The organism is Propionicimonas sp. (assembly GCF_034927565.1).
In the GTDB taxonomy this organism is placed as follows: domain Bacteria; phylum Actinomycetota; class Actinomycetes; order Propionibacteriales; family Propionibacteriaceae; genus Propionicimonas.
The window spans coordinates 34,820-60,073 of sequence record NZ_JAYFPT010000001.1 but is presented as its reverse complement, the minus strand read 5'-3'; the positions used below and the strand labels follow the sequence as shown (position 1 = coordinate 60,073).

Annotated in this window: 32 protein-coding genes; 3 read left to right on the top strand and 29 right to left on the bottom strand. The window is 68.2% G+C overall.

The annotated features are described in order from the left end of the window. Window positions 1–53: 53 nt before the first annotated feature. The 23 genes from secY to rpsJ all read right to left on the bottom strand — a co-directional run bounded on the left by secY (window position 54) and on the right by rpsJ (window position 11,998). Window positions 54–1,379 (bottom strand): preprotein translocase subunit SecY, encoded by a 1,326-nt coding sequence (secY, locus tag VB080_RS00330; RefSeq protein ID WP_323416417.1) that lies wholly within the window; start codon window positions 1,377–1,379, stop codon window positions 54–56. 61 nt (window positions 1,380–1,440) lie between these two features. Further along, window positions 1,441–2,382, bottom strand: coding sequence for an alpha/beta hydrolase (locus VB080_RS00325; RefSeq protein ID WP_323416416.1), 942 nt, complete (start codon window positions 2,380–2,382; stop codon window positions 1,441–1,443). An 83-nt stretch (window positions 2,383–2,465) separates the two neighbouring features. Next, window positions 2,466–2,906: a 50S ribosomal protein L15 gene (gene rplO, locus VB080_RS00320; RefSeq protein WP_323416415.1), complete on the bottom strand. Its 441-nt coding sequence runs from the start codon at window positions 2,904–2,906 to the stop codon at window positions 2,466–2,468. A 1-nt stretch (window position 2,907) separates the two neighbouring features. Continuing rightward, window positions 2,908–3,090 (bottom strand): 50S ribosomal protein L30, encoded by a 183-nt coding sequence (gene rpmD, locus VB080_RS00315; RefSeq protein WP_323416414.1) that lies wholly within the window; start codon window positions 3,088–3,090, stop codon window positions 2,908–2,910. Continuing rightward, window positions 3,090–3,698, bottom strand: coding sequence for a 30S ribosomal protein S5 (rpsE, locus tag VB080_RS00310; protein WP_323416413.1), 609 nt, complete (start codon window positions 3,696–3,698; stop codon window positions 3,090–3,092). The genes rpmD and rpsE overlap by 1 nt, the downstream gene beginning before the upstream one ends. 24 nt (window positions 3,699–3,722) lie before the next feature. Beyond that, the gene (gene rplR / locus VB080_RS00305; protein ID WP_323416412.1) at window positions 3,723–4,106 is read right to left on the bottom strand and encodes a 50S ribosomal protein L18; all 384 of its coding nucleotides are present in this window, start codon (window positions 4,104–4,106) and stop codon (window positions 3,723–3,725) included. Beyond that, window positions 4,106–4,648 (bottom strand): 50S ribosomal protein L6, encoded by a 543-nt coding sequence (gene rplF / locus VB080_RS00300; protein ID WP_323416411.1) that lies wholly within the window; start codon window positions 4,646–4,648, stop codon window positions 4,106–4,108. The genes rplR and rplF overlap by 1 nt, the downstream gene beginning before the upstream one ends. A 15-nt stretch (window positions 4,649–4,663) precedes the next feature. Beyond that, complete coding sequence (gene rpsH, locus VB080_RS00295) at window positions 4,664–5,071, bottom strand: 30S ribosomal protein S8 (protein ID WP_323416410.1); 408 nt, start codon at window positions 5,069–5,071, stop codon at window positions 4,664–4,666. Window positions 5,072–5,155: 84 nt separating this feature from the next. Beyond that, entirely contained in the window at window positions 5,156–5,341 is a 186-nt protein-coding gene (locus VB080_RS00290; protein WP_323416409.1) for a type Z 30S ribosomal protein S14, read from the bottom strand. Between the two features lie 8 nt (window positions 5,342–5,349). Further along, on the bottom strand, window positions 5,350–5,979 hold the full coding sequence (rplE, locus tag VB080_RS00285; protein ID WP_323416408.1) for a 50S ribosomal protein L5: 630 nt from the start codon (window positions 5,977–5,979) through the stop codon (window positions 5,350–5,352). Next, complete coding sequence (gene rplX / locus VB080_RS00280) at window positions 5,979–6,356, bottom strand: 50S ribosomal protein L24 (RefSeq protein ID WP_323416407.1); 378 nt, start codon at window positions 6,354–6,356, stop codon at window positions 5,979–5,981. Before rplX ends, rplE begins: the two co-directional genes overlap by 1 nt. A 1-nt stretch (window position 6,357) precedes the next feature. Beyond that, window positions 6,358–6,726, bottom strand: coding sequence for a 50S ribosomal protein L14 (rplN, locus tag VB080_RS00275; RefSeq protein ID WP_323416406.1), 369 nt, complete (start codon window positions 6,724–6,726; stop codon window positions 6,358–6,360). Window positions 6,727–6,742: 16 nt separating this feature from the next. Beyond that, the gene (gene rpsQ / locus VB080_RS00270) at window positions 6,743–7,015 is read right to left on the bottom strand and encodes a 30S ribosomal protein S17 (RefSeq protein ID WP_323416405.1); all 273 of its coding nucleotides are present in this window, start codon (window positions 7,013–7,015) and stop codon (window positions 6,743–6,745) included. A 5-nt stretch (window positions 7,016–7,020) separates the two neighbouring features. Further along, window positions 7,021–7,251: a 50S ribosomal protein L29 gene (gene rpmC, locus VB080_RS00265; protein WP_323416404.1), complete on the bottom strand. Its 231-nt coding sequence runs from the start codon at window positions 7,249–7,251 to the stop codon at window positions 7,021–7,023. Then, window positions 7,251–7,670: a 50S ribosomal protein L16 gene (gene rplP, locus VB080_RS00260; RefSeq protein WP_323416403.1), complete on the bottom strand. Its 420-nt coding sequence runs from the start codon at window positions 7,668–7,670 to the stop codon at window positions 7,251–7,253. Before rplP ends, rpmC begins: the two co-directional genes overlap by 1 nt. Window positions 7,671–7,672: 2 nt before the next feature. Next, window positions 7,673–8,491 (bottom strand): 30S ribosomal protein S3, encoded by an 819-nt coding sequence (gene rpsC, locus VB080_RS00255; RefSeq protein WP_323416402.1) that lies wholly within the window; start codon window positions 8,489–8,491, stop codon window positions 7,673–7,675. Window positions 8,492–8,493: 2 nt separating this feature from the next. Then, window positions 8,494–8,886 carry a 50S ribosomal protein L22 gene (gene rplV / locus VB080_RS00250; RefSeq protein WP_323416401.1) on the bottom strand — a complete coding sequence of 131 codons (393 nt, stop codon included), beginning with the start codon at window positions 8,884–8,886 and terminating at the stop codon, window positions 8,494–8,496. Between the two features lie 27 nt (window positions 8,887–8,913). Further along, on the bottom strand, window positions 8,914–9,195 hold the full coding sequence (gene rpsS / locus VB080_RS00245) for a 30S ribosomal protein S19 (protein ID WP_323416400.1): 282 nt from the start codon (window positions 9,193–9,195) through the stop codon (window positions 8,914–8,916). Between the two features lie 20 nt (window positions 9,196–9,215). Beyond that, complete coding sequence (gene rplB / locus VB080_RS00240; RefSeq protein ID WP_323416399.1) at window positions 9,216–10,052, bottom strand: 50S ribosomal protein L2; 837 nt, start codon at window positions 10,050–10,052, stop codon at window positions 9,216–9,218. 23 nt (window positions 10,053–10,075) lie between these two features. Next, window positions 10,076–10,384: a 50S ribosomal protein L23 gene (gene rplW, locus VB080_RS00235; RefSeq protein ID WP_323416398.1), complete on the bottom strand. Its 309-nt coding sequence runs from the start codon at window positions 10,382–10,384 to the stop codon at window positions 10,076–10,078. Next, on the bottom strand, window positions 10,381–11,019 hold the full coding sequence (gene rplD, locus VB080_RS00230; RefSeq protein WP_323416397.1) for a 50S ribosomal protein L4: 639 nt from the start codon (window positions 11,017–11,019) through the stop codon (window positions 10,381–10,383). The genes rplW and rplD overlap by 4 nt, the downstream gene beginning before the upstream one ends. Beyond that, the gene (gene rplC / locus VB080_RS00225; protein WP_323416396.1) at window positions 11,016–11,675 is read right to left on the bottom strand and encodes a 50S ribosomal protein L3; all 660 of its coding nucleotides are present in this window, start codon (window positions 11,673–11,675) and stop codon (window positions 11,016–11,018) included. The genes rplD and rplC overlap by 4 nt, the downstream gene beginning before the upstream one ends. Before the next feature lie 11 nt (window positions 11,676–11,686). After that, window positions 11,687–11,998: a 30S ribosomal protein S10 gene (gene rpsJ, locus VB080_RS00220; protein ID WP_020488540.1), complete on the bottom strand. Its 312-nt coding sequence runs from the start codon at window positions 11,996–11,998 to the stop codon at window positions 11,687–11,689. Window positions 11,999–12,316: 318 nt separating this feature from the next. On the opposite strand from rpsJ, the gene VB080_RS00215 reads away from it, so the two are divergent. Further along, on the top strand, window positions 12,317–13,312 hold the full coding sequence (locus VB080_RS00215; RefSeq protein ID WP_323416395.1) for an EamA family transporter: 996 nt from the start codon (window positions 12,317–12,319) through the stop codon (window positions 13,310–13,312). Window positions 13,313–13,322: 10 nt separating this feature from the next. Here the strand turns inward: VB080_RS00215 and VB080_RS00210 are convergent, their stop codons facing one another. The 3 genes from VB080_RS00210 to gltX all read right to left on the bottom strand — a co-directional run bounded on the left by VB080_RS00210 (window position 13,323) and on the right by gltX (window position 19,497). After that, complete coding sequence (locus VB080_RS00210) at window positions 13,323–16,208, bottom strand: PQQ-binding-like beta-propeller repeat protein (RefSeq protein ID WP_323416394.1); 2,886 nt, start codon at window positions 16,206–16,208, stop codon at window positions 13,323–13,325. A 13-nt stretch (window positions 16,209–16,221) separates the two neighbouring features. Further along, on the bottom strand, window positions 16,222–17,913 hold the full coding sequence (locus VB080_RS00205) for a glutamine--tRNA ligase/YqeY domain fusion protein (protein WP_323416393.1): 1,692 nt from the start codon (window positions 17,911–17,913) through the stop codon (window positions 16,222–16,224). A gap of 114 nt (window positions 17,914–18,027) precedes the next feature. Continuing rightward, on the bottom strand, window positions 18,028–19,497 hold the full coding sequence (gltX, locus tag VB080_RS00200) for a glutamate--tRNA ligase (protein WP_323416392.1): 1,470 nt from the start codon (window positions 19,495–19,497) through the stop codon (window positions 18,028–18,030). A gap of 47 nt (window positions 19,498–19,544) precedes the next feature. Here gltX and VB080_RS00195 point away from each other — a divergent pair, with 47 nt between their 5' ends. Together VB080_RS00195 and VB080_RS00190 are read left to right on the top strand one after the other, a co-directional pair. Further along, entirely contained in the window at window positions 19,545–19,991 is a 447-nt protein-coding gene (locus VB080_RS00195; RefSeq protein ID WP_323416391.1) for a DUF6325 family protein, read from the top strand. A 10-nt stretch (window positions 19,992–20,001) separates the two neighbouring features. Further along, complete coding sequence (locus tag VB080_RS00190) at window positions 20,002–20,934, top strand: carbohydrate kinase (protein WP_323416390.1); 933 nt, start codon at window positions 20,002–20,004, stop codon at window positions 20,932–20,934. Window positions 20,935–21,055: 121 nt separating this feature from the next. Here VB080_RS00190 and VB080_RS00185 read toward each other — a convergent pair whose 3' ends face one another. From VB080_RS00185 to fusA, 3 genes are all read right to left on the bottom strand, one after another. Beyond that, the gene (locus VB080_RS00185) at window positions 21,056–21,568 is read right to left on the bottom strand and encodes a flavin reductase family protein (protein WP_323416389.1); all 513 of its coding nucleotides are present in this window, start codon (window positions 21,566–21,568) and stop codon (window positions 21,056–21,058) included. Window positions 21,569–21,715: 147 nt separating this feature from the next. Continuing rightward, on the bottom strand, window positions 21,716–22,909 hold the full coding sequence (gene tuf, locus VB080_RS00180; RefSeq protein ID WP_323416388.1) for an elongation factor Tu: 1,194 nt from the start codon (window positions 22,907–22,909) through the stop codon (window positions 21,716–21,718). 135 nt (window positions 22,910–23,044) lie between these two features. Then, a complete protein-coding gene (gene fusA / locus VB080_RS00175; protein ID WP_323416387.1) occupies window positions 23,045–25,156 on the bottom strand; it encodes an elongation factor G in 2,112 nt (703 codons plus the stop codon). Between the last annotated feature and the right edge of the window lie 98 nt (window positions 25,157–25,254).

Below are 25,254 nucleotides of genomic sequence, written 5' to 3'. Positions count from 1 at the left end.
TGGTTCCGAATCCCTGCGAGCCTATCAAGTCGGCCCCGTCCCCGAGGCTGGATTCAGCGAAGGAAGCCCTCGTAATTGCGTTGCTGCAACTGGCTCTGGATCTGTTTGACCGTGTCGAGGCCGACCCCCACGATGATCAGGATCGAGGTGCCGCCGAAGGGGAACTTGCCCTGTGTCCCCAACAGCACGAACGCCAAGGTCGGGATCAACGCGATCACCGCCAGGTACAGCGCGCCAGGTGCGGTCAGCCGCGAGAGCACGTGCCGCAGGTAGTTGGCCGTCGGCTCGCCGGCGCGGATGCCCGGAATGAAGCCGCCGTACTTCTTCATGTTGTCGGCGACCTCGTCGGGATTGAACGTGATCGAGACGTAGAAGTAGGCGAAGCCGATGATCAGCAGCGCGTAGGTCAGGTTGTAGATCCAGTGGTCGCCGCGGACGAAGTTCGCCGAGATCCAGCTGGCGATCGGGTTGGGGTTGTCGACGGTTCCGGGCTGGAACTGGGCGTACAACACCGGCAGGTACATCAACGAGGAGGCGAAGATCACCGGGATGACGCCAGCCTGGTTGACCTTGATCGGAATGTAGGTGGTGGAGCCGCCGAGCAGCTTGCGCCCGACCATCCGCTTGGCGTACTGAACGGGGATCCGCCGCTGGCCCTGCTCCATGAAGACCACGCCCGCCATGACCGCCAGACCGACGGCCAGCACCAGGATGAAGATCAGCCAGCCCTCGGCGCCCGGACGGGACTCCTTGATGCTCCACAGCTGCGACGGGAAGGCGGCGGCGATCTGGGTGAAGATCATCACCGACATGCCGTTGCCGACGCCGCGGTCGGTGATCAGCTCGCCCAGCCACATGATCACGCCGGTACCGGCGGTCATGGTGAGGATCATCACGATGATCGGGAAGATGCTCTTGTCGTAGACCAGGTCGAGGGAGCAGCCGACGAACAGCTGGCCGTTGACCGCGAGGGTGACGAAGGTGGTGGACTGCAGCACTGCCAGCACGATGGTGAGGTACCGGGTGTACTGGGTGATCTTCTGGGTGCCGCCGGCACCCTCCTTCTTCAACGCCTCCAGCCGCGGGATCACCACTGCCATCAGTTGCAGGATGATGCTGGAAGTGATGTAGGGCATGATGCCCAGGGCGAAGATGGTCAGCTGCAGCAGCGCACCGCCGGAGAACAGGTTGATCATCGAGTAGAGCCCGGAGCTCTCACCCGACAGCGACAGCTGACGGCACTGATCGACGTTCACGATGTTCACGTTCGGCGTCGGGATGACCGAGCCGAGCCGGAACACGGCGAGAATCCCGAGCGTGAACAGGATCTTCTTGCGAAGATCCGGCGTTCTGAACGCATTGGCGAACGCTGACAGCATCCGAACCCAACTCTCTTAGCACGACACGCCGACCCCTCGCCGACGCACAACCCGCCAAACTCTACCAAGCAGGCTGCCGAACCGCCGAACCGGCTGGCCAATCCAGACCGGCCAGGAAGTCGAGCAGCGCGGGCACCACGATGTCGGGTCTTTCCCGCTGCACCCAGTGGGCCGCGCCGGGCACCTCGACCAGCCGGCCGTGAGGCAGCAGGCTGGCTGCCAGCCGGGCCCTGGCGACCGGGACGCCGGGGTCGTTCTCACCGTGCACCAGCAGGACGGGCGTGGTCACCGACGGCAACTGCGCGAGGTAGACAGTCTTTGCACGTTTGCGGCCGTACTCCGACTTCTGCCACTGGCTGAACGCTGCCGACCCCTCGCCGGACTGGACGGCCTGCCAGACCTCGTCCAGCAGGGCCGGGTCACGCCGGGCAGGATCGGCGATCAGCGCCTTGATGGTGAGATCCATCCGGGAACGCTTGCCGGAGTACCACCGGGTGGCCAGATCAAGGAACCCCGACTGGACGCTGGCCCAGGTGAGCCAGTGCAGCAGGCCGGCGAACCGCCCCTCGCCCAGCCGCTCCATGAACCCGTAGCTTCCCATCGGGATCGCGCCGGTGATCTTCTCCGGACGGTCCAGCAGGTGCCCGATCGTCATCCCGCCACCCATCGACAGCCCACCCACCGCGTAGCCGCCAAGGTCCAGGGCAGCCACGAACTCACCCACGTAGCCCACCAGACGCTCCTGGGAGGACGACCAATCCGGCAGCGGGCTGCTGCCATACCCCGGATGGTCAGGAGCGATCACCCGGTAGCCCGCCGCGGCAAGCTCCGGCCCTACCCCACCCCACGACAGCGACGCGGAATCCACCCCGCCGCCGTGCAGCAGCAGAAGCGTCCGCTCAGCCTCAGGTGGCGCCCACTCCAGATACGAGACCTCCGCGGAAGGCAGCGCGATCTCATGACGAGTCTGGGGATGGGCGGGGGCTGCGTCGCTGGCGTCCATACCCCATTCTCCCCCGTCGCGTCCCGCGGTGTGAAAAAAGAGGGCCGGCCCCAAAGGACCGGCCCTCTCACAGCATCAGCGGCTCACAGCTCGGTAACCGAACCGCCCGCCTTCTCGATCTTCTCCCTGGCCGAGGCGGAGAACGCGTTCGCGCTCACCTGCAGGGCCACGGTCACCTCGCCGTTGCCGAGCACCTTGACCAGTTCGCCGTCGCGGACGGCGCCCTTGGTCACCAGGTCGGCCGGGGTCACCTCGCCCCCGTCGGGGTAGAGGGACGCCAGCTTGGCCAGGTTGACCACCTGGTACTCCACCCGGAAGGGGTTGGAGAAGCCGCGCAGCTTGGGCAGCCGCATGTGCAGCGGCATCTGCCCGCCCTCGAAGTTCTCCGGGGTGTTCTTGCGTGCGCCGGTGCCCTTGGTGCCACGGCCGGCAGTCTTGCCCTTGGAGCCCTCGCCACGACCCACCCGGGTCTTGGCGGTGTTGGCGCCGGGAGCCGGCCGCAGGTGATGAACCTTCAGTGCCATGTCACTCAACCTCCTCGACTGCCACGAGGTGCGGGATGGTGTTCACCATGCCGCGGATCTCGGGGCGGTCTTCCTTCACAACCACGTCGCCGATCCGCTTCAGACCCAGCGTGCGCAGGGTGTCGCGCTGGTTCTGCTTGCGGGAGTTCCCGGACTTGATCTGGGTCACCTTCAGCCGTGCCATCAGTTGACCTCCTTGCGTGCCTTCAGCAGCGCTGCCGGAGCAACGTCCGCCACCGGCAGGCCGCGGCGCTTGGCGACGGCCTCCGGCTCCTCCAGGCTCTGCAGCGCGGCCACCGTGGCGTGCACCACGTTGATCGCGTTGTCGCTGCCCAGCGACTTCGCCAGCACGTCCTTCACCCCCGCGCACTCCAGCACGGCGCGGGCCGAGCCGCCAGCGATCACACCGGTACCCGGGGAGGCCGGGCGCAGCATGACCACGCCGGCCGCCTTCTCGCCCTGCACCGGGTGCGGGATGGTGCCCTGGATGCGGGGCACACGGAAGAAATGCTTCTTGGCCTCCTCGACACCCTTGGCGATCGCCGCGGGCACCTCCTTGGCCTTGCCGTAGCCGACGCCGACCATGCCGTCACCGTCGCCCACCACGACCAGCGCGGTGAAGCTGAACCGGCGACCGCCCTGGACGACCTTCGCCACCCGGTTGATCGCTACCACCCGCTCGAGGTAGTTGCTCTTCTCCTTCTCGGCGGCAGCATCCCGGCCACGACGGTCCTCGCGGCCGCGACGCTGCTCACCACCGGCACCGCCACCGCGGCGCTGGGTTCCATTCATCGCTCGTTACCTTTCCGAGTTCCGTCAGAATCCGAGGCCGGCCTCGCGGGCACTGTCAGCCAGCGCCGCGATCCGCCCGTGGTACTTGTTGCCGGCGCGATCGAAGACGACGTCTGTCACGCCGGCCTGCTTCGCACGATCGGCGACCAGTTTGCCGACGACCTTGGCCTTGGCCGACTTGTCGCCGTCGGTCGCCCGCACGTCCACCTCCAGCGAGGAGGCGGACGCCAGGGTGACGCCCCGGGTGTCGTCGATCACCTGTGCCACGATGTGGCGGCTCGACCGGGTGACCACCAGGCGTGGACGATCCGGGGTGCCGGCGATCTTCTTGCGGCCACGGACCTGGCGGCGCAGCTGCGCCGCCTTCCGGGCGGCAACGCCCTTGTGCGTAGACAGTGAGATAGCCATCACTTACCCGCCTTTCCAACCTTGCGGCGAACCCGCTCGCCGGCGTACCGCACACCCTTGCCCTTGTAGGGCTCAGGCTTGCGGATCTTGCGGATGTTGGCGGCAACCTCGCCCACAGCCTGCTTGTCGATGCCGTACACGGTGAACCTGGTGTTGCTCTCCACCGAGAAGGTGATGCCTTCCGGGGCGTTCACCACGACGGGGTGCGAGAAGCCCAGCGCGAACTCCAACTGGGTCGGGCTCTTGGCCGTGACGCGGTAGCCCACGCCGACGATCTCGAGCTTCTTCTCGTAGCCGGTGGTGACGCCGGTGACCATATTGGCCACCAACGTCCGGGTCAGGCCGTGCAGCGAACGGGACTCCCGCTCGTCGTCGGGGCGGGTGACCTCCAGTTCGCCGGCCTCGTTGCGTCCGACCTTGATCGGTTCGCGCACGACGTGGCTCAGCGCACCCTTGGGGCCCTTCACCGACACGGTCTGGCCGTCCAGGGTGACGTCCACCCCTGCGGGCACGGCGATCGGGAGCCTTCCAATGCGTGACATTGTCCTATCCTCCGATCACCAGACGTAGGCGATGACTTCGCCGCCCACGGACTTGAACTTGGCCTCTTTGTCGGTCAGCAGACCCTGGGAGGTCGAGATGATGGCGATCCCCATGCCGCCGAGAACCTTCGGCAGCGCGGTCGACTTGGCGTAGACGCGCAGGCCGGGCTTGGAGATCCGGCGGACGCCGGACAGCGCCCGCTCACGGTTGGCGCCGTACTTCAGCTGCAGCTTCAGCGACTTGCCAACCTCGCCTTCGGCCGGGTCCAGCACCTCGAAGTCAGCGATGTAGCCCTGGGCCTTCAGGATCTCGGCGATTCCCGCCTTGATCTTGCTGTGGGGCATGGTCGTCGAATCGTGGTACGCCTGATTGGCGTTGCGCAGACGCGTCAGCATGTCTGCGATCGGGTCAGTCATTACCATGACTTGTTTTTCACTTTCTCGCCGCGGTTTCCGCTGTCACAGCGGACCTTCAGCGGGTCGGGTTGGACTGGTTTCGAGGGACTCTCACCAGGAGGACTTGATGACGCCGGGGAGCTCGCCCTTGTGGGCCATCTCACGCACGCACACCCGGCACAGGCCGAACTTGCGGTACACCGACTTGGGCCGCCCGCACTTGGAGCAGCGGGTGTAGGCACGGACGGCGAACTTCGGCTTGCGGGCCTGCTTCACCTTCAGGGCAGTCTTGGCCATGGATCAGCTCACTTCTTCTTCTTGCCGGTGAATGCCGGGCGCTTCTTGGCGACCTTCGCGACCTCGTTCTCCGGGGTCTTGAACGGGAAGCCCAGCGCCTTGAGCAGCGCACGGCCTTCGTCGTCGTTGCTGGCCGAGGTCACGAACGTGATGTCCATGCCCCGCAGCTTGTCGATCTTGTCCTGGTCGATCTCGTGGAACATCACCTGCTCGTCCAGACCGAAGGTGTAGTTGCCCAGGCCGTCGAACTGGCGGGCCGACAGGCCGCGGAAGTCGCGGATCCGGGGCAGCGCCAGGGTGAGCAGCCGGTCGGCGAACTCCCACATCCGGTCGCCTCGCAGCGTGACGTGGCAGCCGATCGGCATGCCCTCGCGCAGCTTGAACTGCGCGATCGACTTGCGGGCCTTGGTGATGGTCGGCTTCTGGCCGGTGATCGCGGTCAGGTCGCGCACCGCGTGGTCGATCACCTTGGAGTCCCGGGCAGCCTCGCCGACGCCCATGTTCACCACGATCTTGACCAGACCGGGGATCTGCATGACGTTGGCGTAGCCGAACTCCTGGTGGAGCGCGGGCGCGATCTCCTCGCGGTACTTCTGCTTCAGACGCGGCAGCTGCTTTTCTGCAGTGGCGGCAGTCATCAGATTTCCTTCCCAGTCTTGCGCGCGATCCGGACGCTGCGGGTACCGGTGTACTCACTGCCGTCGGACCGACGCTTGGTGACCTCACGGCGTTCGTAGCCGACGCGGGTCACCACCTCCTTGCCGTCCACCTTCACCAGCAGCTGCACATTGGAGGCGTCGATCGGCGCCTCGGTCGTGATGATGCCGGCCTTGAGCGGCTGACGGGTCTGCGGGTTGGGCTGCTCGCGACGGTGCTTCTTGACCAGGTTCACGCCCTGGACCACGACGCGGCCGGCCTCGGGATCGACGGAGATGATCTCCCCGGTCGCGCCCTTGTCCTTGCCGGCGATCACCTTGACGCGGTCGCCCTTCTTCACGTGAAGAGTCTTCGCCATCTCACAACACCTCCGGGGCCAGCGAGATGATCCGCATGTACTTCTTCTCGCGCAGCTCACGGCCGACCGGGCCGAAGATGCGGGTGCCGCGGGGCTCCCCGTCGTTCTTCAGGATCACGGCGGCGTTCTCATCGAACTTGATGTAGGAGCCGTCGGGACGGCGGGTCTCCTTCACCGTACGGACGACGACCGCCTTGACGACCTCGCCCTTCTTCACATTGCCGCCCGGGATGGCGTCCTTGACCGTTGCAACGATCTTGTCGCCCAGGCCGGCGTAGCGACGCGTCGAGCCGCCGAGCACCCGGATGCAGAGCAGTTCCTTCGCACCGGTGTTGTCGGCGACCTTGAGTCGCGTCTCCTGCTGGATCATCTGCTATCTCTCCTGGTCACTTGGCCTTTTCGAGGATCTCGACCAGGCGCCACCGCTTGGTGGCCGAGGTGGGCCGAGTCTCTGCAACCCGAACGCGGTCGCCGATGCCGGCCTGATTGGCCTCGTCGTGCGCCTTGAGCTTCTCGGACTTCGTCATGACCTTGCCGTAGAGCGGGTGCTTGACCCGGGACTCGATCTTGACGACGACCGTCTTGTCCATCTTGTCGGACACCACAATGCCCTCGCGGACCTTGCGCGCGCCGCGCTTGGCGTCGTTCTGCTCACTCATGACACTCACTTGTCCTCATCGGGATCGGGGATGATGCCGAGGTTGCGCTCCTGCAGCACGGTGTAGATCCGCGCGATGTCCTTGCGGGCCTCACGCAGCCGGCCGTGGGACTCCAGCTGTCCGGTGGCAGCGGCGAACCGCAGTCCGAACAGCTCCTCCTTCAGCTCGATCACCTTGGCGTTGAGCTCGTCACGGGACAGAGCCCGCAGCTCGGCAGCCGTCACAGTGTTTGCCATCAGATGTCACCTGCTTCCCGCTTGATGAAGCGAGCCTTGAACGGCAGCTTGTGGATCGCCAGGCGCATCGCCTCGCGGGCCACGTCCTCGGTCACGCCGGAGAGCTCGAAGAGCACCCGGCCGGGCTTCACGTTCGCGATCCACCACTCCGGCGAGCCCTTGCCGGAACCCATCCGGGTCTCGGCCGGCTTCTTGGTCAGCGGACGGTCGGGGTAGACGTTGATCCACACCTTGCCGCCACGCTTGATGTGACGGGTCATCGCGATACGGGCGCTCTCGATCTGACGGTTGGTCAGGTACGAGGACTCCAGGGCCTGGATGCCGTACTCGCCGAAGGCCAGCTTGGTACCGCCCTTGGCAACGCCGTCCCGACTGGGATGGTGCTGCTTGCGGTGCTTGATCCTGCGCGGAATCAACATGGTCAGGCTCCTGCGTTCTCACTCACCGCGGCTTCGGGCGCAGCGCCCTCGGCCACGGCCTCGGCGCGGCGGCGTCCGCCACGCTCTGGACGATCGGGACGACCGCCGGCACCCTCGCGGCGTGGGCCGCGGGCCGGGCGGGCGCGACCGCCGGCAGCCTGCCGGGCGGCCTTCTGGGCGGCGCGCTCGGCACGGTTGCCGGAGACGTCACCCTTGTAGATCCACACCTTCACACCGATCCGGCCGAAGGTGGTGCGGGCCTCGTAGAAGCCGTAGTCGATGTCGGCGCGCAGGGTGTGCAGCGGCACCCGTCCCTCGCGGTAGAACTCCGACCGGCTCATCTCGGCGCCACCGAGACGACCCGAGCACTGGATCCGGATGCCCAGGGCGCCGGAGCGCATCGCCGACTGCTGTGCCTTGCGCATCGCGCGCCGGAAGGCCACGCGAGCACCGAGCTGCTCGGCAATCCCCTGGGCGACCAGCTGGGCATCGGTCTCGGGGTTCTTCACCTCGAGGATGTTCAGCTGGACCTGCTTGCCGGTCAGCTTCTCCAGCTCGGCGCGGACGCGCTCGGCCTCGGCACCGTTGCGGCCGATGACGATGCCCGGACGCGCGGCGTAGAGGTAGATGCTCACCCGTTCGCTGCGGCGCTCGATCTCCACCGAGGAGATCCCGGCACGCTCCAGGGTCTTGGCCAGGTAGCGGCGGATCTTGACGTCCTCGGCGACCAGGTCGGCGTAGTTCTTGTCCGCGTACCACCGGGTCTTGTGGTCGGTGGTGATCCCGAGGCGGAAGCCATGGGGGTTGATCTTCTGGCCCATGCTCAGGCTCCCTTGGGTTCGACGACGACGGTGATGTGGCTGGCTCGCTTCAGGATGCGGCTGGCGGAGCCCTTGGCCCGCGGCCGGATCCGGCGCAGCGTCATACCCTCGTCCACGAAGGCGGCGGAGACGTACAGGTCGTCGCCCCGCAACCCCTCGGTGGACTCGGCATTCGCCTTGGCGCTGGCCAGCACCTTGTAGACCGGCTCGGAGGCCGCCTGCGGGGCGAACCTCAGCACATCGAGGGCGGCATTGACGTCCATCCCTCGGACCAGGTCGACCACGCGGCGCACCTTCAGCGGAGACATCCGCACGTGACGCGCGATGGCGTACGAGCCAGGACGATCCCCGAGCAGGGCAGCGCGACGGCTGGGTCGCTCACTCTTGCTACTCACTTGAAATCAGTTCCTTCTCCGGCCCGCTCAGCGGCGGCGTGCCTTCTTGTCGTCCTTGATGTGCCCGCGGTAGGTGCGCGTGGGCGCGAACTCCCCGAGCTTGTGGCCGATCATCGCCTCAGTGATGAACACCGGGATGTGCTTGCGACCGTCGTGCACCGCGATCGTGTGCCCGATCATGTCCGGGCTGATCATGGAGCGCCGGGACCAGGTCTTGATGACCTGCTTGGTGCCCTTTTCGTTCTGGGCGTCGACCTTCTTGGCCAGATGGTCGTCGATGAAGGGGCCCTTCTTCAGGCTGCGTGGCATCTCTTACCTCACCTGTCCAATCAGCGCTTCTTGCCGGCCTTGCGGCGACGGACGATCAATTTGTTGCTGGCCTTGTTCTTGTCGCGGGTGCGGCCTTCTGGCTTGCCCCACGGGGTCACCGGGTGGCGACCGCCGGAGGTGCGTCCCTCGCCACCGCCGTGCGGGTGGTCGATCGGGTTCATCACCACACCGCGGACGGTCGGGCGGACGCCCTTCCAGCGCATCCGGCCGGCCTTGCCCCAGTTGATGTTCGACTGCTCGGCATTGCCGACCTCGCCGACGGTCGCGCGGCAGCGCACGTCCACCATCCGCATCTCGCCCGAGGGCAGCCGCAGCGTGGCGTACTTGCCCTCGCGGGCGACCAGCTGGATCCGGGCACCGGCCGAGCGGCCGAGCTTCGCGCCGCCACCGGGCCGCATCTCCACACCGTGCACCGTGGTGCCGACCGGGATGTTGCGCAGCGGCAGGTTGTTGCCGGGCTTGATGTCAGCGCCCTCACCGGCCTCCACCGTGGCGCCCTGCTCAAGCCCGAGCGGAGCCAGGATGTAGCGCTTCTCGCCGTCAGCGTAGTGCAGCAGCGCGATCCGGGCGGTGCGGTTCGGGTCGTACTCGATGTGCGCCACCCTGGCCGGCACGCCGTCCTTGTCGTAGCGCTTGAAGTCGACCAGCCGGTAGGCCTGCTTGTGACCGCCACCGATGTGCCGGGTGGTGATCCGGCCGGAGTTGTTGCGGCCGCCGGTCTTCGGCTTGGAGGTGGTCAGCGACTTCTCCGGGGTGGAGCGAGTCAGTTCCACGAAGTCGGCCACGCTCGAGCCGCGACGGCCCGGGGTGGTCGGCTTGTACTTGCGAATAGCCATGGGTTCGTAGTCCTCTCTGGCTCTCAGACCGCCGGGCCCGAGAAGATGTCGATGCGCTGGCCGTCGGCGACGCTCACGATCGCGCGCTTGCTGTCGGCGCGCTTGCCCCAGCCGTAGCGGGTGCGCTTGCGCTTGCCGATCCGGTTGATCGTGTTCACCCCGGTGACCTTCACTCCGAAGACCTTCTCGACCGCGATCTTGATCTCGGTCTTGTTGGCGTCGGGCGCGACGACGAAGGTGTACTTGTTCTCGTCCAGCAGGCCGTAGCTCTTCTCGCTGACGACCGGGGCGAGCAGGATGTCGCGGTGGTCGCGGATCTTGATCTCGCTCACTTCTCCTCCTCGGCTTCGCTTGCGGCAGCGCCGGTGAAGTCGGCCAGGGCTGCGGTGGTGAAGACCACGTCGTCTGCGAGCAGGACGTCGTAGGCGTTCAGCTGGTCGGCGGCCAGCGCGTGCACGGTGGCGACATTGCGCAGGCTCAGCCAGGCGACGTCTTCGGTGCGGGACAGCACCACCAGCAGCCGCGGGCCGGTGACCTGCGCCAGGGCCTGCAGTGCGGTCCTGGTGGACGGCGTCTCGCCGACGACGATCTCCGAGACCACGTGGATGCGTCCCTCGCGGGCCCGGTCGGACAGTGCCCCGCGGAGCGCGGCGGCGATCATCTTCTTCGGGGTGCGCTGGGCATAGCTGCGCGGCTGCGGACCATGGACGATGCCGCCGCCAACCCACTGCGGGGCCCGGCGGGAACCCTGCCGGGCACGGCCGGTGCCTTTCTGGCGCCACGGCTTGGCGCCACCGCCGGAGACTTCGCCCCGGGTCTTGGTGGCGTGGGTGCCCTGGCGGGCCGCGGCCTGCTGGGCCACCACGACCTGGTGGATCAGCGGGATGTTGGTCTGGACGTCGAAGTCCTTGGCAGGCAGATCGACGGTGTCGGACTTCGTGCCCAGCACGGGAACGGTGAGGCTCATGCCTGGACTCCCTTCTTGGCGGCCGTCCGGACCACCACGAGGGCGCCCTTGGGGCCGGGCACGGAGCCCTTCACCAGGATCAGCCCGCGCTCGGCGTCGACGGCGTGAATCGTGAGGTTCTGCACGGTGACCTTCTCCACACCCATGCGACCCGCCATCCGGGTGCCCTTGAAGACATGGGACGGGGTGGCCGAGGAGCCGATCGAACCGGGCGAGCGGTGCTTGCGGTGCACACCGTGGGAGGCGCGCAGACCGCCGAAGCCGTGCCGCTTCATGACGCCCGCGGTGCCCTTGCCCTTGGTGACGCCGGTGACGTCCACGATCTCGCCGGAGGCGAAGACCTCGGCGGTCAGTTCCTGGCCGAGGGTGTAGGTGCTCGCGTCCGCGGTGCGCAACTCGACGAGGTGCTTGCGGGGGGTGACCCCGGCGCGCTCGAAGTGGCCCGCGGCGGGCTTGGTGACGTTCTTGGCCTTGACCGCACCGAAGCCGAGCTGGACGGCTGCGTAGCCGTCGGCGTCGGGGGTACGGATCTGGGTGACCACATTCGGGCCGGCCGCGATAACGGTGACGGGAACGACCTGATTGGCCTCGTTCCACACCTGGGTCATGCCGAGCTTGGTGCCCAGCAGCCCCTTGACTGTGCGTTCGCTACTCATACCGGCTGACCTCACGGAAGCTTGATCTCGATGTCCACACCAGCCGGCAGGTCGAGCCGCATCAGCGAGTCGACCGTCTTCGGCGTGGGATCGAGGATGTCGATGAGCCGCTTGTGGGTGCGCATCTCGAAATGCTCGCGGCTGTCCTTGTACTTGTGCGGCGAACGGATCACGCAGAATACGTTCTTCTCGGTCGGCAGCGGCACGGGGCCAGCCACCTTCGCGCCGGTACGGGTCACGGTGTCGACGATCTTCTTCGCCGAGGAGTCGATGACCTCGTGGTCGTAAGCCCGGAGTCGGATCCGGATCTTCTGTCCCGCCACTGGATGTCCTTTTCAACTCGATCGTTACTCACCCGGTGCATCTTCCGGACAAGTGCGTTCCTCCGACCCCCGGGGTCGGGCGTGTCGGGCCTGTTCTGGGCCGCACACGATCCGTTTTGAATGGTTCGTGGTAGGGCCCGGCACTGACGCGCCAGACTTGCCGAGGGGCCGCCGCGATGGCGTCCCCGTCGGAGCAACCTGTCGATTCTCCCACGCGGGAAGCCCTGATGCAAAATCAGCGGGTGATGCTGACCGGCCGAGCGTTCCACGGCCGGCAGCCCGGCACGAGCCGACCGGGATACCGGCGACAATGGTGCGGTGACTACCCCCGTTCCTGGGCTCACGGCCGGCTCCAGCCAGGTGACGGCCGGCATCGCGCTGGGGCTGGCCGCCTCACTGGCGTTCGGCACCTCGGGAGTGTTCGCCACACCCCTGTTCGAGGCCGGCTGGACGCCCGGTGCGGCGGTCTTCTGGCGAGTGCTGATCGCCGCCGTGGCGCTGTTGCCGTTCTCGCTGTGGCAGCTGCGCGGCCGGTTCGGTCTGCTGCGCACCCAGTGGCGGCCGGTTCTCGGGTTCGGCGTGCTCAGCGTCGCCGTCTCGCAGCTGTGCTACTTCGCCGCCGTGGACCGGATGGACGTCGGCATCGCCCTGCTGCTGGAGTACCTGGCGCCGGTCGCGCTCGTCCTGCTTGCCTGGGTCCGTACCCGGCGTCCCCCGGTCCCGCTGGTGCTGGCCGGTGTCGTGGTGAGCGTGATCGGGTTGCTCTGCGTCCTCGACCTCGCCGGCGCCACCCCGGACCCGCTCGGGGTGTTGTTCGCCTTCGGTGCGATGGTCGGCGCCGCGTCCTACTTCGTGATCGCTGCCCGTCCCAGCCCACTGCCGCCGCTGGCGCTGCCCGGGCTGGGGCTGGCGGTCGGTGCCGTGCTGCTCGGCCTGGCCTGCCTGATCGGCATACTGCCCTACGCGGCCCCGCTGGTGGAGGTCTCCCTGCTGGGCACGCACCTGCCGTGGTGGTTGCCGCTCGGTGTCGTCGGACTGGTGGCCGGCGCCCTTGCCTACTCCCTCGGCGTCGCCGGAATCGCCCGGATGGGAGAACGGCTGTCAAGCTTCGTCAGCCTGTCCGAGGTGCTCTTCGCCGTGCTGCTGGCCGCGCTGCTGCTGCACCAGGTGCCTTCGGCAGTGCAGCTGACCGGCGGCGTGCTGGTGGTCGCCGGCGTGGTGCTGATCCGGCTGGCGGCAAACCGGGACGAACCGGCGGTGCCGGCCCTCACCGCCACCCTGCCCGACGCCGAGCCGGAGCCGGCTCAGCCCTGACCGCGACCGCTCAGATGTCGCTGTTGGCCAGGTCGCGGACGCCGTACTTCGGCGCGATCGAGCTGTTCCAGTAGGCCACGAAGGCGTCCTTCGGTCCGTCGACCGCGTCGTCGGCAGCCTGGGCCGCCGCCCACTCCGGCGATGTCCGGCCGCCGGTGCAGCCATTGTCCTGCTCGGTGCGGGCCCAGTCGGCATAGGCCTGGTCGGTGGCCCGGGAGAGGTCGAGGACAAAGCGCAGGTCGGTGACGATCCGCTCACCCTCGGGCAGCGCGTCCACCGGGGTGGAGCGCAGCGCCTCCAGCAGTGCGTCGCGGTTGGCCGTCACCGCGTCGATCCGGGTGATCGCCGAGCCGAGTTTTCGGCAGGCCAGGACGTCGTCGATGCTCGGGGTGAGGGTCTTGCGGGCCGCCCGGGAGCGGTCGAGGATCTGGTCCAGGTAGCGCAACTGGTCAGCGGCGGTGCCCTCGGGAGTATCGACATCGTAGGAGCCGGTGCCCTCCCCGGCGCCGCCATGGCCGGCCCCGGCGTACCAGTTCTCGGCCACGCTGTGCTGCACCACCTGGCCCCCGTCCGACTCCACGGTCACCAGCGCAGGTGCCTGATAGGCACACACCCGGGCGTCGCCGGCCTGGCCGCAGTACGTGCCGTCCTGGTAGCTGACCGACGTCGATTCAAGGGTTCTGGCACCGTCGGAGAAGGTCAGCCGGACCGGCGCATCAGCGGCGGTGCCGCAGACCAGCAGCCAGCCGTCCTTCCAGACCGACAGCGACAGCGGCCAGGCACCGGCGGGGCAGACCGGAACCGAGGCCGGTGGGTCGGTGAGCGCTGTCGAGGTGCCGTTGTGCCAGGCGGCGGCCGGGAACCGGGTGGTCTCCTCGCCGTCGCCGGCCAGTTGCACCAGCCCGCCAGCGAAGGCCACCGAAACCACCACCCCGGTCGGTGACGTCCAGGACCATCCGGTGGGGGTCTGGGTCGCCGCGTCGGTGCGGTAGACCGTCTGCCCGTCCACGAACTCCAGGTACCAGGTGGCCAGCGAGGGAGTGCTGCAGACCAGCGTGTGACCGCCGACCCAGGTCGACCAGCTGACCGGGCTCCAGCCCGCCGGGCAGTCGGGAACCTCCTGCGGCATCGGCTCGACGCGGGTCGGGGCCGTGGCCGGGACCAGCCGGGCAAGGTGCTGCGCGGTCTGCTCCACCACGGAGGAGCGGCCCGGGCCGGGCACCACCTGCCACCAGACGGCACTATCGTCCAGGGCGCGGAAGCCCTGCCAGACCAGCCGGCCATCGGCGGTGGCGAAGGCGTTCAGCCCGTGGTCGTCGGCTTCCAGGATGGTCTGCGCGTCGGGCGAGGCAGCGAAGTAGCCGAAGGAATCCTGGCTCCGGGTCAACCCGGAGAAGGGACGCTGCCACACCGGCTCGCCGCTCGCCAGATCCAGCAGCGTCAGCAGGTCGCCACCGTCGGTTCCGTTGACCAGGAAAGCGGGACGGGCGTTCTGGCCGTCGCCCACCTGCACGGGGCAGAACCCGCCGACGGCGTCACTGGAGCGCCACAGCTCGCGGCCCGAGGCCGCGTCCACGACCGCAGACAGAAAGCAGTCGTCGCCACCGACCAGATACCAGGACGCCGGTGCCTGATCGAGCAGCCCGTCGGTACCGCTCCAGACATAGCCGCCGTGGGCCGGCCGGCGCAGCGGGAGCCGGCTGCCGTCCGGCTGGGCGACGTCGTCAGGGCGGCGCCGGGCGGTGCCGCGGCAGTCGTCAGAGGCCGCGCTGTCGAGTTGACAGTACGGCGCCTCCGCGGCGAGTCCGCCGGTCAGCACCGCCAGGTTCTGCGCCCCGAAGGAGTCCGCAACCTCACCGGTGGCCGGGTCGAGGGTCGCAGCCAGGCAGTTGTTCACCGTGACCACCAGCTGGCCCCCGGTCTGCCGGGCGTCCAGGGTGGTCAGGTCGTACCGCCCGGGAGTGGTGCACCAGCCCGGGATCCGGGACGTCCACACCAACTCGCCACCCGGACGTAGCAGGGCCAGCCTCACCGTGGACGACTTCCCTGAGGCGTCATCACCGACGAGCAGGTAGGCGTCGTCCAGGGCTGCCACGGCGCCGGCGCTGAACCCGGGCGACTTCTCGACCGCCACCGCCCCGGTGTCCGGTTCAATGCTCTCGACCTGCCGGCCCTCATCGGTGGTGTGCAGGCAGATCAACTGCCCGGCCACCAGCCGGTTGGCGCACTGCCGCTCGACGCCGCCGTCGGGCAGCGACCACAGCACCGTCCCGGTGGCGGCATCGACTGCCGTGGCGTGGCCACCGTGGGCCAGGTCGCCGATCGACTGGTGACTGGAGACCAGCCAGAAGGCGCCGTAGTCGGTGACGCCGGAGAACCCGCGGTCCTCTCCTGTTGGCTCCAGGTCGTCCAGGTCGAGGGTCCAGGCAACCCCGATGCCGTTCACGAAGGACGAGGCGGCGTCCACCCCGAAGCTGTCGGCGGCGGGGACATCGGTCTGGGCCGGGGCGACCGGAGCGGAGGCGGTCGGCCGCGGGCCGGCGAACAGGCTGCGGACCGGCTCGACGGCGAAGGCCGCCACCACGGCGAACACCACCACCCCGACGGCGACACCGGCGACCACCGCCGGGCGCCGGCGGCGTGGTGCCGGTGAGGGTGGGACGGTCGGGGCCGCTGGCTGGAGGACCGCCGCCGGCTGCGCGCGGCGAGCCCGGACGGCATCGCGGGCAGCCTGGCTGCCATAGACCGCCAGCCAGTCCAGCAGCTCGTCGTAGGCGTTCGGATGCCAGGCCACGACGGCGCCCAGGTCGGGCCTGGTCGCCGCGATCCGGGCGAGTTCCTCCGCCGTGGTGGCCGGTGTGATCGCCGGGACCACCGGTTCGAAGGATGTGCTCATCCCGGCTCCTCGGCTAGCGTTGCCGCTTCTGAATGGCGGCCCATTCGTCGCGCAGGCCGACGGTGCGGTGGAAGAGCAGCGGGGTGCGGGGGTCGGCAGCGAAGTAGCCGAGGCGTTCGAACTGCACCACCTCGCCGGGGGCGGTTCGGGCCAACCCGGCCTCGACCTTGCAGCCGGTGAGCAGGTCGACCGAGGCCGGGTTGAGGTCGTCCAGCGGGTCACCGGTGGCGTCTCCGGGAACCTCGGCGGTGAACAGCCGGTCGTAGAGTGCCACGGTGGCGTCGGTCGCATGGCCGGCCGAGACCCAGTGCATGGTCGACTTGACCTTGCGGCCGTCGGGGGCGTCCCCTCCCCTGGTTTCCGGATCGTAGCTGGCGTGCACCTCGACGACGGCGCCGTCGGCGTCCTTGACCACAGCGGTGGCGGTGACCAGGTAGGCGCCCCGCAGCCGCACCTCGCGACCGGGCGAGAGCCGGAAGAACTTCGGCGGCGGCACCTCGGCGAAGTCCTCCTGCTCGATGTAGAGGGTGCCGCTGAAGGCCACGCTGCGGGTGCCCTCTGCCGGGTTCTCGGGGTTGTTGCCCACCTCGAACCACTCGACCACCGGGGCGCCGGTCTCGTCGGCCGGCCAGTTGTCGATGACGAGCTTCAGCGGGCGCAGCACCGCCATCCGACGCTGCGCCACCCGGTTCAACTCGGTCCGGACGAACGCCTCCAACTCTTCGATGCTGTGCCGGGAGTTGGTCTTGTTGACGCCGATGTGGGCGCAGAAGGCGCGGATCGCGGATGCGGGGTAGCCGCGTCGGCGCAGCCCCCGCAGGGTGGGCATGCGGGGGTCGTCCCAGCCGTCCACCACGCCGTCGTTGACCAGTTGCATCAGCTTCCGCTTGGAGGTGATCGTGTGGGTGAGCTCCAAGCGGGCGAACTCCAGCTGCCGCGGCTTCTCGAAGGGCAGATCGAGCTGCTCCAGGAACCAGTCGTAGAGCGGACGGTGCGCGACGAACTCCAGGGTGCACATCGAGTGCGTGACGCCCTCCAGGGCATCGGACTGCCCGTGCGCCCAGTCGTAGGTCGGGTAGATGCACCACTCGTCGCCGGTGCGGAAGTGGTGACCACGGCGAATCCGGTACATGATCGGGTCACGCAACTGCATGTTCTCGGCCTGCATGTCGACCTTCGCGCGCAGCACGCGCGACCCGTCAGGGAACTCGCCGGCCTTCATCCGCCGCAGCAGGTCGAGGTTCTCCTCGGGAGTGCGGTTGCGGTAGGGGCTGTTGATGCCCGGCTTGCCGAAGCCGCCCCGCTGGGCGGAGATCGTCTCCTGGTCCTGGTCGTCCACATACGCCAGGCCACGGGTCACCAGCGACTCGGCCCAGGCGTAGAGCGCCCCGAAATAGTCGGAGGCGTGCAGCACCGCGGCCGGGTGGAATCCCAGCCATTCGATGTCGGCCAGGATCGATTCGGCGTACTCGGCCTCCTCGGTGTCGGGGTTGGTGTCGTCGAAGCGGACATTGCACACCCCTCCGAACCGTTCGGCGATGCCGAAGTCCGCGGTGATCGCCTTGGCGTGGCCGATGTGCAGGTAGCCGTTGGGCTCGGGTGGAAACCTGGTCTGCACCCGGCCCGCGTACGTCCCCTCGGCGTTGTCGGCAACAACGGCGTCGGCGATGAAGTCGCCGGCGGAAGAGGTCTCGAGCCAGGTCATGCCCGAAAAGTTACCATTCCGGCGAGGCCCGGCCGCACGGCCGCCACCCACCCGCACGCTGTGACTGTGACCCCGTCCTCGGACCCCGACGCACACCGTGGCGGCACGACGGGCTCAGGCCAGCGCAGCCCGCAACCGGACCAGGCAGGATTCCCGGCCCAGCAGCTCCATCGACTCGAACAGCGGCGGCGACACCCGCGAGCCCGTGATCGCCACCCGGACGGGGGCGAAGGCAAACTTCGGCTTCAGGCCGAGGCCGTCCACCAACCGGGCGCGCAGCAGCTGCTGAAGCGACTCGTGGTCGAACGCCTCCAGCCCCTCCAGCGCCTCGACGGCCGCGACCAGGACGGCCTGGGCGTCGCCCTCGACACCGGCGCGGGAATCCTCGGCGATCGCCAGCTCGTCGTCGGGGGTGAACAGAAATTGCAGCTTGCCCAGCGCCTCGTCGAGGGTCACCAGCCGTTCCTGGATCAGCGGCACGGCCCGCAGCAGCCGGTCGACCCGGGCCGGGTCCGGTTCCGGCTCCCACTGCCCGGTCCAGACCAGGTGCTCGACGATGCGCTCCCCCAGGTCGGCCGGGTCGAGAGCACGGATGTAGTGGCCGTTCAGCCAGTTCAGCTTGTCCAGGTCGAAAATCGGTCCGACGGTGGCCACCTTCTGCCAGGCGAAATGCTCGACGAACTCCTCGAAACTGGCCACCTCGGAGGCGTCGTCGCTGGGCGGGTAGCCGAGCAGCTGCAGGAAGTTGCGCAGCGCTTCGGGCAGGTAGCCCTGCTCCCGGAACCACATCAGCCGGGCGGCCGGGTTCTTCCGCTTGGAGATCTTCGACTTGTCACGGTTGCGCAGCAGCGGCATGTGCGCGAACGCTGGTGGGGTGAGCCCCAGCCAGCGGTACAGCAGCAGGTGCTTGGGGGTGGACGAGATCCACTCCTCGCCGCGGACCACATGGGTGATGCCCATCAGGTGGTCGTCCACCACCACCGCCAGGTGGTAGGTCGGGAAGCCGTCCGCCTTGAGGATCACCTGGTCGTCCGGACGGGGGGTGCTCACCTCGCCACGGATCAGATCCTCGAAACCGGTGGGGGCGTCCTGCGGGATGAGCATCCGGACCACCGGGGTGGGGCTGAAGCCCGGCAGTTCGGCGCGCTGCTCGCGGGTCTTGCCGTAGCACAGCCGGTCGTAGCCGGTCACGGCCTGCTTGCTGGCAGCCTGCGCGGCGCGCATCTGGGCCAGTCGCTCGGTGGAGCACCAGCAGTAGTAGGCGTGCCCGTCGGCGATCAGCTTGTCAACGAACGGGCGGTAGGTGTCCAACCGCTCGGACTGCCGGTACGGGGCGTACGGGCCGCCGATGTCAGGGCCCTCGTCCCAGCCCAGGCCCAGCCAGCGCAGGGTGGAGAAGATCTGCTCCTCGGAGTCGGCCACGTAGCGGGCACGGTCGGTGTCCTCGATCCGCAGCACGAAGGACCCGCCGGTCTTGCGGGCGTAGGCGAGGTTGAACAGCGACATGTAGGCCGTCCCAACATGGGGATCACCGGTCGGGGACGGGGCGACGCGCAGCCGCGCGGGAATCAGGTCATCAGTCATGGCCGAACCAGCCTATTGCAGTCGGTCGGGAATCCTATGCTGGCCCCATGCCCATCGAGCACCTCGGTCCGGTCGAGATCATCGCTCTCGAACTTCCCACCGCCATGTCGCCCGAGCCCTGGCACCACCTGCACGCCGCGGTCGACGCCGGCCTGCTGCGGCTGCTCGACCTGGAGTTCCTGCACCGGGTCGGTGAGGACGAGGCCGAGGTGCTAGACGCCGCCGACCTTCCCGAGGCGCTCGGCGTCACCCTGCCGGGCTTCGACGGCTGCGCCACCGGCCTGCTCTCCGACACCGACATCATCGGCCTGCTCGCCGAGGTGGAGGTGGGGGCGGTCATCGCCGTGGTCTTCGTCGAGCACCTGTCGATGCTGCCGGTGATCGCCGCCTTCGAGACCTACGGCAGCCGCGCCCTGGTGGAGGGTCCGGTGGACGCCGACGATCTCGCCCGGAGGATCGACGACTCGGCCGAACCCCCCGCCGCCGGGGTCTAGGATGCCGCCCATGGACGCACCGGTCACCGTCGTGGGCGAAGCCCTGATCGACATCGTCATCCCGCTTGACGGCCAGGTCGCCGAGTACGTCGGCGGCAGCCCCGCCAACGTCGCGATCGGGCTGGCGCGGCTGGGCCACCAGGTCGAGCTGGCCACCCATCTGGGGCGCGACCAGCGCGGCGACCGGATCGCTGCCCTGCTGGCCACCGAAGAGGTGACGCTGGCCCCGGGCAGCACCACCGCCGTCCGCACCTCGACCGCCGCTGCCAGGCTGGACGAGACCGGCGCCGCCAGCTACACCTTTGACCTGGACTGGCAGGTGGACCCCGCCCTGCCGGTCGCCGACGGCGGCCATCTGCACACCGGCTCGATAGCGGCGGTGCTACCCCCCGGCGGTGCCGACGTCCACGCGATCGTCGAAGCCGCACGACCGCATGCCACCATCTCCTATGACCCCAACGCCCGCCCGAGCCTGATGGGCTCGGCCGCTGGCGCCCGGGCCGTGGTCGAGTCGCTGGTGGCACTGGCCGACGTGGTGAAAGCCTCGGACGAGGACCTGCACTGGCTCTACCCCGGTGTCCCGGTCGAGGAGGTGCTGCGCGGCTGGACCGCCCGCGGGCCCCGCCTGGTCGCAGCCACCCAGGGCGGCAGCGAGGTGGTCGTGCTGTTCGGCGACGAGGTCCACCGGATCCCGACCCGGTCAGTGGCCGTGGTCGACACCGTCGGGGCGGGCGACTCGTTCATGTCAGGGCTGATCTCGGGCCTGCTCGATGCCGGCCTGCTGGGCGGCACTGCGGCTCGCGCCCGGCTCGCCACCGCCGGCTGGGACGAGGTGAGCTCCGCAGTGGAGCGCGCCGTCGTCTGCTCGGCGATCACCGTATCCCGGGCGGGCGCCAACCCGCCCACCCGCGGCGAACTCGAACTGGCGGCCGTGGCCGACTGAGCCCGCAGGTGCGCAAACCGGGTGATTCCGGAGGGTCGCGTGGATAATCCACGCGAGTGGCCTCTGCTGCCCGGTTTGTGCAGGGGAGCTTGCTCGGGTGAGGACGGTTCCCGCCCCCGGCTCACGCCAGGCGCGGGTACCTGCCGCGTAGGTGGATCAGTGGATCGGTCTCGTCGGCCAGCTCCAGGTGCTCCAGCACGCAGGTGGCCAGCGTCGACCAGCCCACCTCGACAGCCGTCTCCAGCCGCAGCCCCGCCCAGGTGCGCTCACCGGCCAGGACCGGCCCCCAGTCGGTATCGGCGAATCCCGTCTGGGTGAACCGTCCGCCGGGCGCCGGGGCCAGCCCGGCGAAGACCTGAGCCAGATAGTGCTCGTCGTGGCGCAGCAGCGTGACCGCCGCCGTCCCGGTCTGCTGCAACTGGCCGGCCAGGTCAGACAGCGGGTCGAGCAGGGCGAGCACCCGTCCGGGTTCACCGCCGGCAACCATCAAGGACGACACGGTCAACCCCGCCCGGTCCCGCCCGGTGCCGGACGCCCACAGGGTCACCCCGTGTGCCAGCCGCCCCCGGAACCGGCGGACCGCTCCCCTGGCCCAGTCGGGGTCGGCGAACGGATGGGTGGTGTGGATCGTCACTGCTCCTCCTTCATCCCACCAGCGTCAGAGCCCGCGACCCGCCGCGCAAGGCCGCCGCCGGCCGCCGGTCTTGGCAACCCTGCGTAGAACAGCAGGACGCCGGCCCCACCTGAGTGGAACCGGCGTCCTGCTGGCTTGCGGACTAGATCACTTCAGGATCTTGGTCACACGACCCGCACCCACGGTGCGGCCGCCCTCGCGGATGGCGAACTTGAGGCCGTCCTCCATGGCGATGGGCTTGTTCAGGTGAACGGTCATGTCGGTGTTGTCGCCGGGCATCACCATGTCGGTGCCCTCCGGCAACTGCACCACACCGGTCACGTCGGTGGTACGGAAGTAGAACTGCGGGCTGTAGTTGGAGAAGAACGGCTTGTGACGGCCACCCTCCTCCTTGGTCAGCACGTAGACGTTGGACTCGAAGTCGGTGTGCGGGGTGGTCGAACCCGGCTTGATCACGACCATGCCGCGCTCGACATCGTCCTTCTTGGTGCCGCGCAGCAGCAGGCCGACGTTCTCACCCGCGCGACCCTCGTCGAGGATCTTGCGGAACATCTCCACACCGGTGATGGTGGTGGACTGCTTGGCGTCACGGATGCCGATGATGTCGACGACCTCGCCGGTCTTGACGATGCCGCGCTCGATCCGACCGGTCACCACGGTGCCGCGACCGGTGATGGTGAACACGTCCTCGATCGGCATCAGGAACGGCTTGTCGGTCTCGCGCTCCGGCTGCGGAATGTAGTCGTCCACAGCGTTCATCAGCTCGAGGATCGACTCCGACCACTTCTCGTCGCCGTTCATGGCCGGGAAGGCGGCCACCCGGACAACCGGGCAGTTGTCACCGTCGAACTCCTGGGAGCTGAGCAGTTCGCGGACCTCCATCTCGACCAACTCGATGAGTTCCTCGTCGTCGACCATGTCGCACTTGTTCAGCGCAACCACGATCGCCGGGACGCCGACCTGACGGGCGAGCAGCACGTGCTCGCGGGTCTGCGGCATCGGGCCGTCGGTGGCGGCCACGACCAGGATCGCACCGTCCATCTGGGCAGCACCGGTGATCATGTTCTTCACGTAGTCGGCGTGACCGGGGCAGTCGACGTGCGCGTAGTGGCGCTTCTCGGTCTGGTACTCGACGTGCGCGATCGAGATGGTGATACCGCGCTGGCGCTCTTCGGGGGCCTTGTCGATCTGATCGAAGGCCGAGACGGCGTTCAGCTCGGGGTACTTGTCGTGGAGCACCTTCGTAATCGCCGCGGTCAGAGTGGTCTTGCCGTGGTCGATGTGCCCGATGGTGCCGATGTTACAGTGCGGCTTGGTCCGCTCGAACTTGGCCTTTGCCACTTGGGCTCCTTTTCGGATGTCGCCACGCGCTTTCCGCGGGGCGTTGTTGGTTTTCTGACTGCATGGTCACGATCCGCTCCAGGGCGGACCTGACCAAGTTTTCTCTACGCCGACCCGTGAGTCAAACCGGCGTGTCTAGACGCCGCCGCGTCCCTTGGCGATGATCTCGTCCGCGACCGACTTGGGGCATTCACCGTAGGAGTGGAATTCCATCGAGTAGGACGCCTGCCCGGAGGTCTTGGAACGCAGGTCACCGACGTAGCCGAACATCTCACTCAACGGCACCAGCGCGCGCACGACCTGGTTGCCGTGTGCCTCGCCCATCCCCTGCACCTGACCGCGGCGGCTGTTGATGTCGCCGATCACGGTGCCCAGATACTCCTCCGGCGTGGTGACCTCGACCGCCATCAGCGGCTCCAGCAGGGCCGGGTCCGCCTTGCGGGCAGCCTCTTTGAAGACCATCGAACCGGCGATCTTGAAGGCCAGTTCCGAGGAGTCGACGTCGTGGTAGGCGCCGTCCAGCAGGGTCACCTTGATGTCCTCCACCGGGTAGCCGGCCAGCGGACCGAAGGCCATGGCCTCCTGGATGCCCTGATCGACGGCCGGGATGTACTCCTTGGGGATCCGGCCGCCGGTGACCGCGTTGACGAACTCGTAGCCCGAGCCCGGCTCCAGCGGCTCCAGCGCGATGATCACCCGGCCGTACTGGCCCGAACCACCCGACTGCTTCTTGTGGGTGTACTCGACCTTCTCCACCGGACGGCGCAGCGTCTCGCGGTAGGCCACCTGCGGCTTGCCGATGTTGGCCTCGACCCGGAACTCGCGCTTCATCCGGTCGATCAGGATCTCCAGGTGCAGTTCGCCCATACCGGCGATGATGGTCTGCCCGGTCTCCTCGTCGGTGTGCACCTGGAAGGTCGGGTCCTCCTCCGCCAGCCGCTGAATGGCGACCGAGAGCTTCTCCTGGTCGGACTTGGTCTTCGGCTCGATGGCCTGCTCGATCACCGGTGCCGGGAAGTCCATCGACTCCAGCACGACCTGGTTGGCCGAGTCGCACAAGGTGTCGCCGGTGCTGGTGTCCTTCAGCCCCATCACCGCCACGATCATGCCGGCGCCGATCTCCTCGATCTCCTCACGCTTGTTGGCGTGCATCTGATAGATCTTGCCGATCCGCTCTTTGCGGCCCTTGGTCGAGTTGATCACCTGCTGGCCGGACTTGAGCACGCCGGAGTAGATCCGGATGTAGGTCAGTTTGCCCAGGTGCGGGTCGGCCGCGATCTTGAAGGCCAGGATCGCCAGCGGGTCGTCGGTGGACGGATGCCGTTCGACGACCTCCTCGGGGTGACCCGGGCGGAAGCCCTCGATGGCCGGCACGTCGGTCGGCGACGGCAGGTAGTCGATCACCGCGTCCAGCATCGGCTGCACGCCCTTGTTCTTGAACGAGGTGCCGCAGACCACCGCTGTCAGCTTGTTCGCGATCACGGTGCGCCGGATCGCGGCCTTGAGCTGGGCTGAGGTCAGTTCCTCACCGGTTTCCTCGGCTTCCAGCCAGGCCTCGGCGAACTCGTCGTCGTAGTCGGCCAGGACGTGGATCAGCTCCTCGCGCGCGGCGGCCGCGGCGGCGACCAGATCGGCCGGGATCTCCTCGACGGTGTAGTCCTCGCCGATCTTGGTCTCGCCGTGCCACATCAGGGCGCGCATGCCGACCAGGTCGACGACGCCGGTGAAGTTGGCTTCGGCGCCGATCGGCAGCTGCAGCACCGCTGTGGTGGCGTTCAGCCGCTCCTTGATCGTCTTCACGCAGTAGTCGAAGGAGGCACCGGTGCGGTCGAGCTTGTTGACATAGCAGATTCGCGGCACACCGTACTTGGTGGCCTGACGCCACACCGTCTGGCTCTGCGGCTCCACGCCGGCGACGCCGTCGAAGACCGCCACCGCACCGTCCAGGACGCGCAGCGAACGCTCCACCTCGACGGTGAAGTCGACGTGGCCCGGGGTGTCGATGATGTTGATCTGGTGGTCTTTCCAGAAACAAGTGGTCGCGGCGGACGTGATGGTGATGCCGCGCTCCTGCTCCTGCTCCATCCAGTCCATCGTGGCGGCGCCGTCGTGCACCTCACCGATCTTGTAGTTGATGCCGGTGTAGAACAGGATGCGCTCGGTGGTGGTGGTCTTGCCCGCGTCGATGTGGGCCATGATGCCGATATTGCGAACCTTGGCCAGATCCGTCCTGATGTCAATGGCCACGAGGGGTCAACCTTCCGTCTGTCGAATGCATAAGTCTGTTGTCAGGGTTCAGGGCACGGTGCCAACACCGTGCCCTGAACAGGAACTCAGTTGTCCTG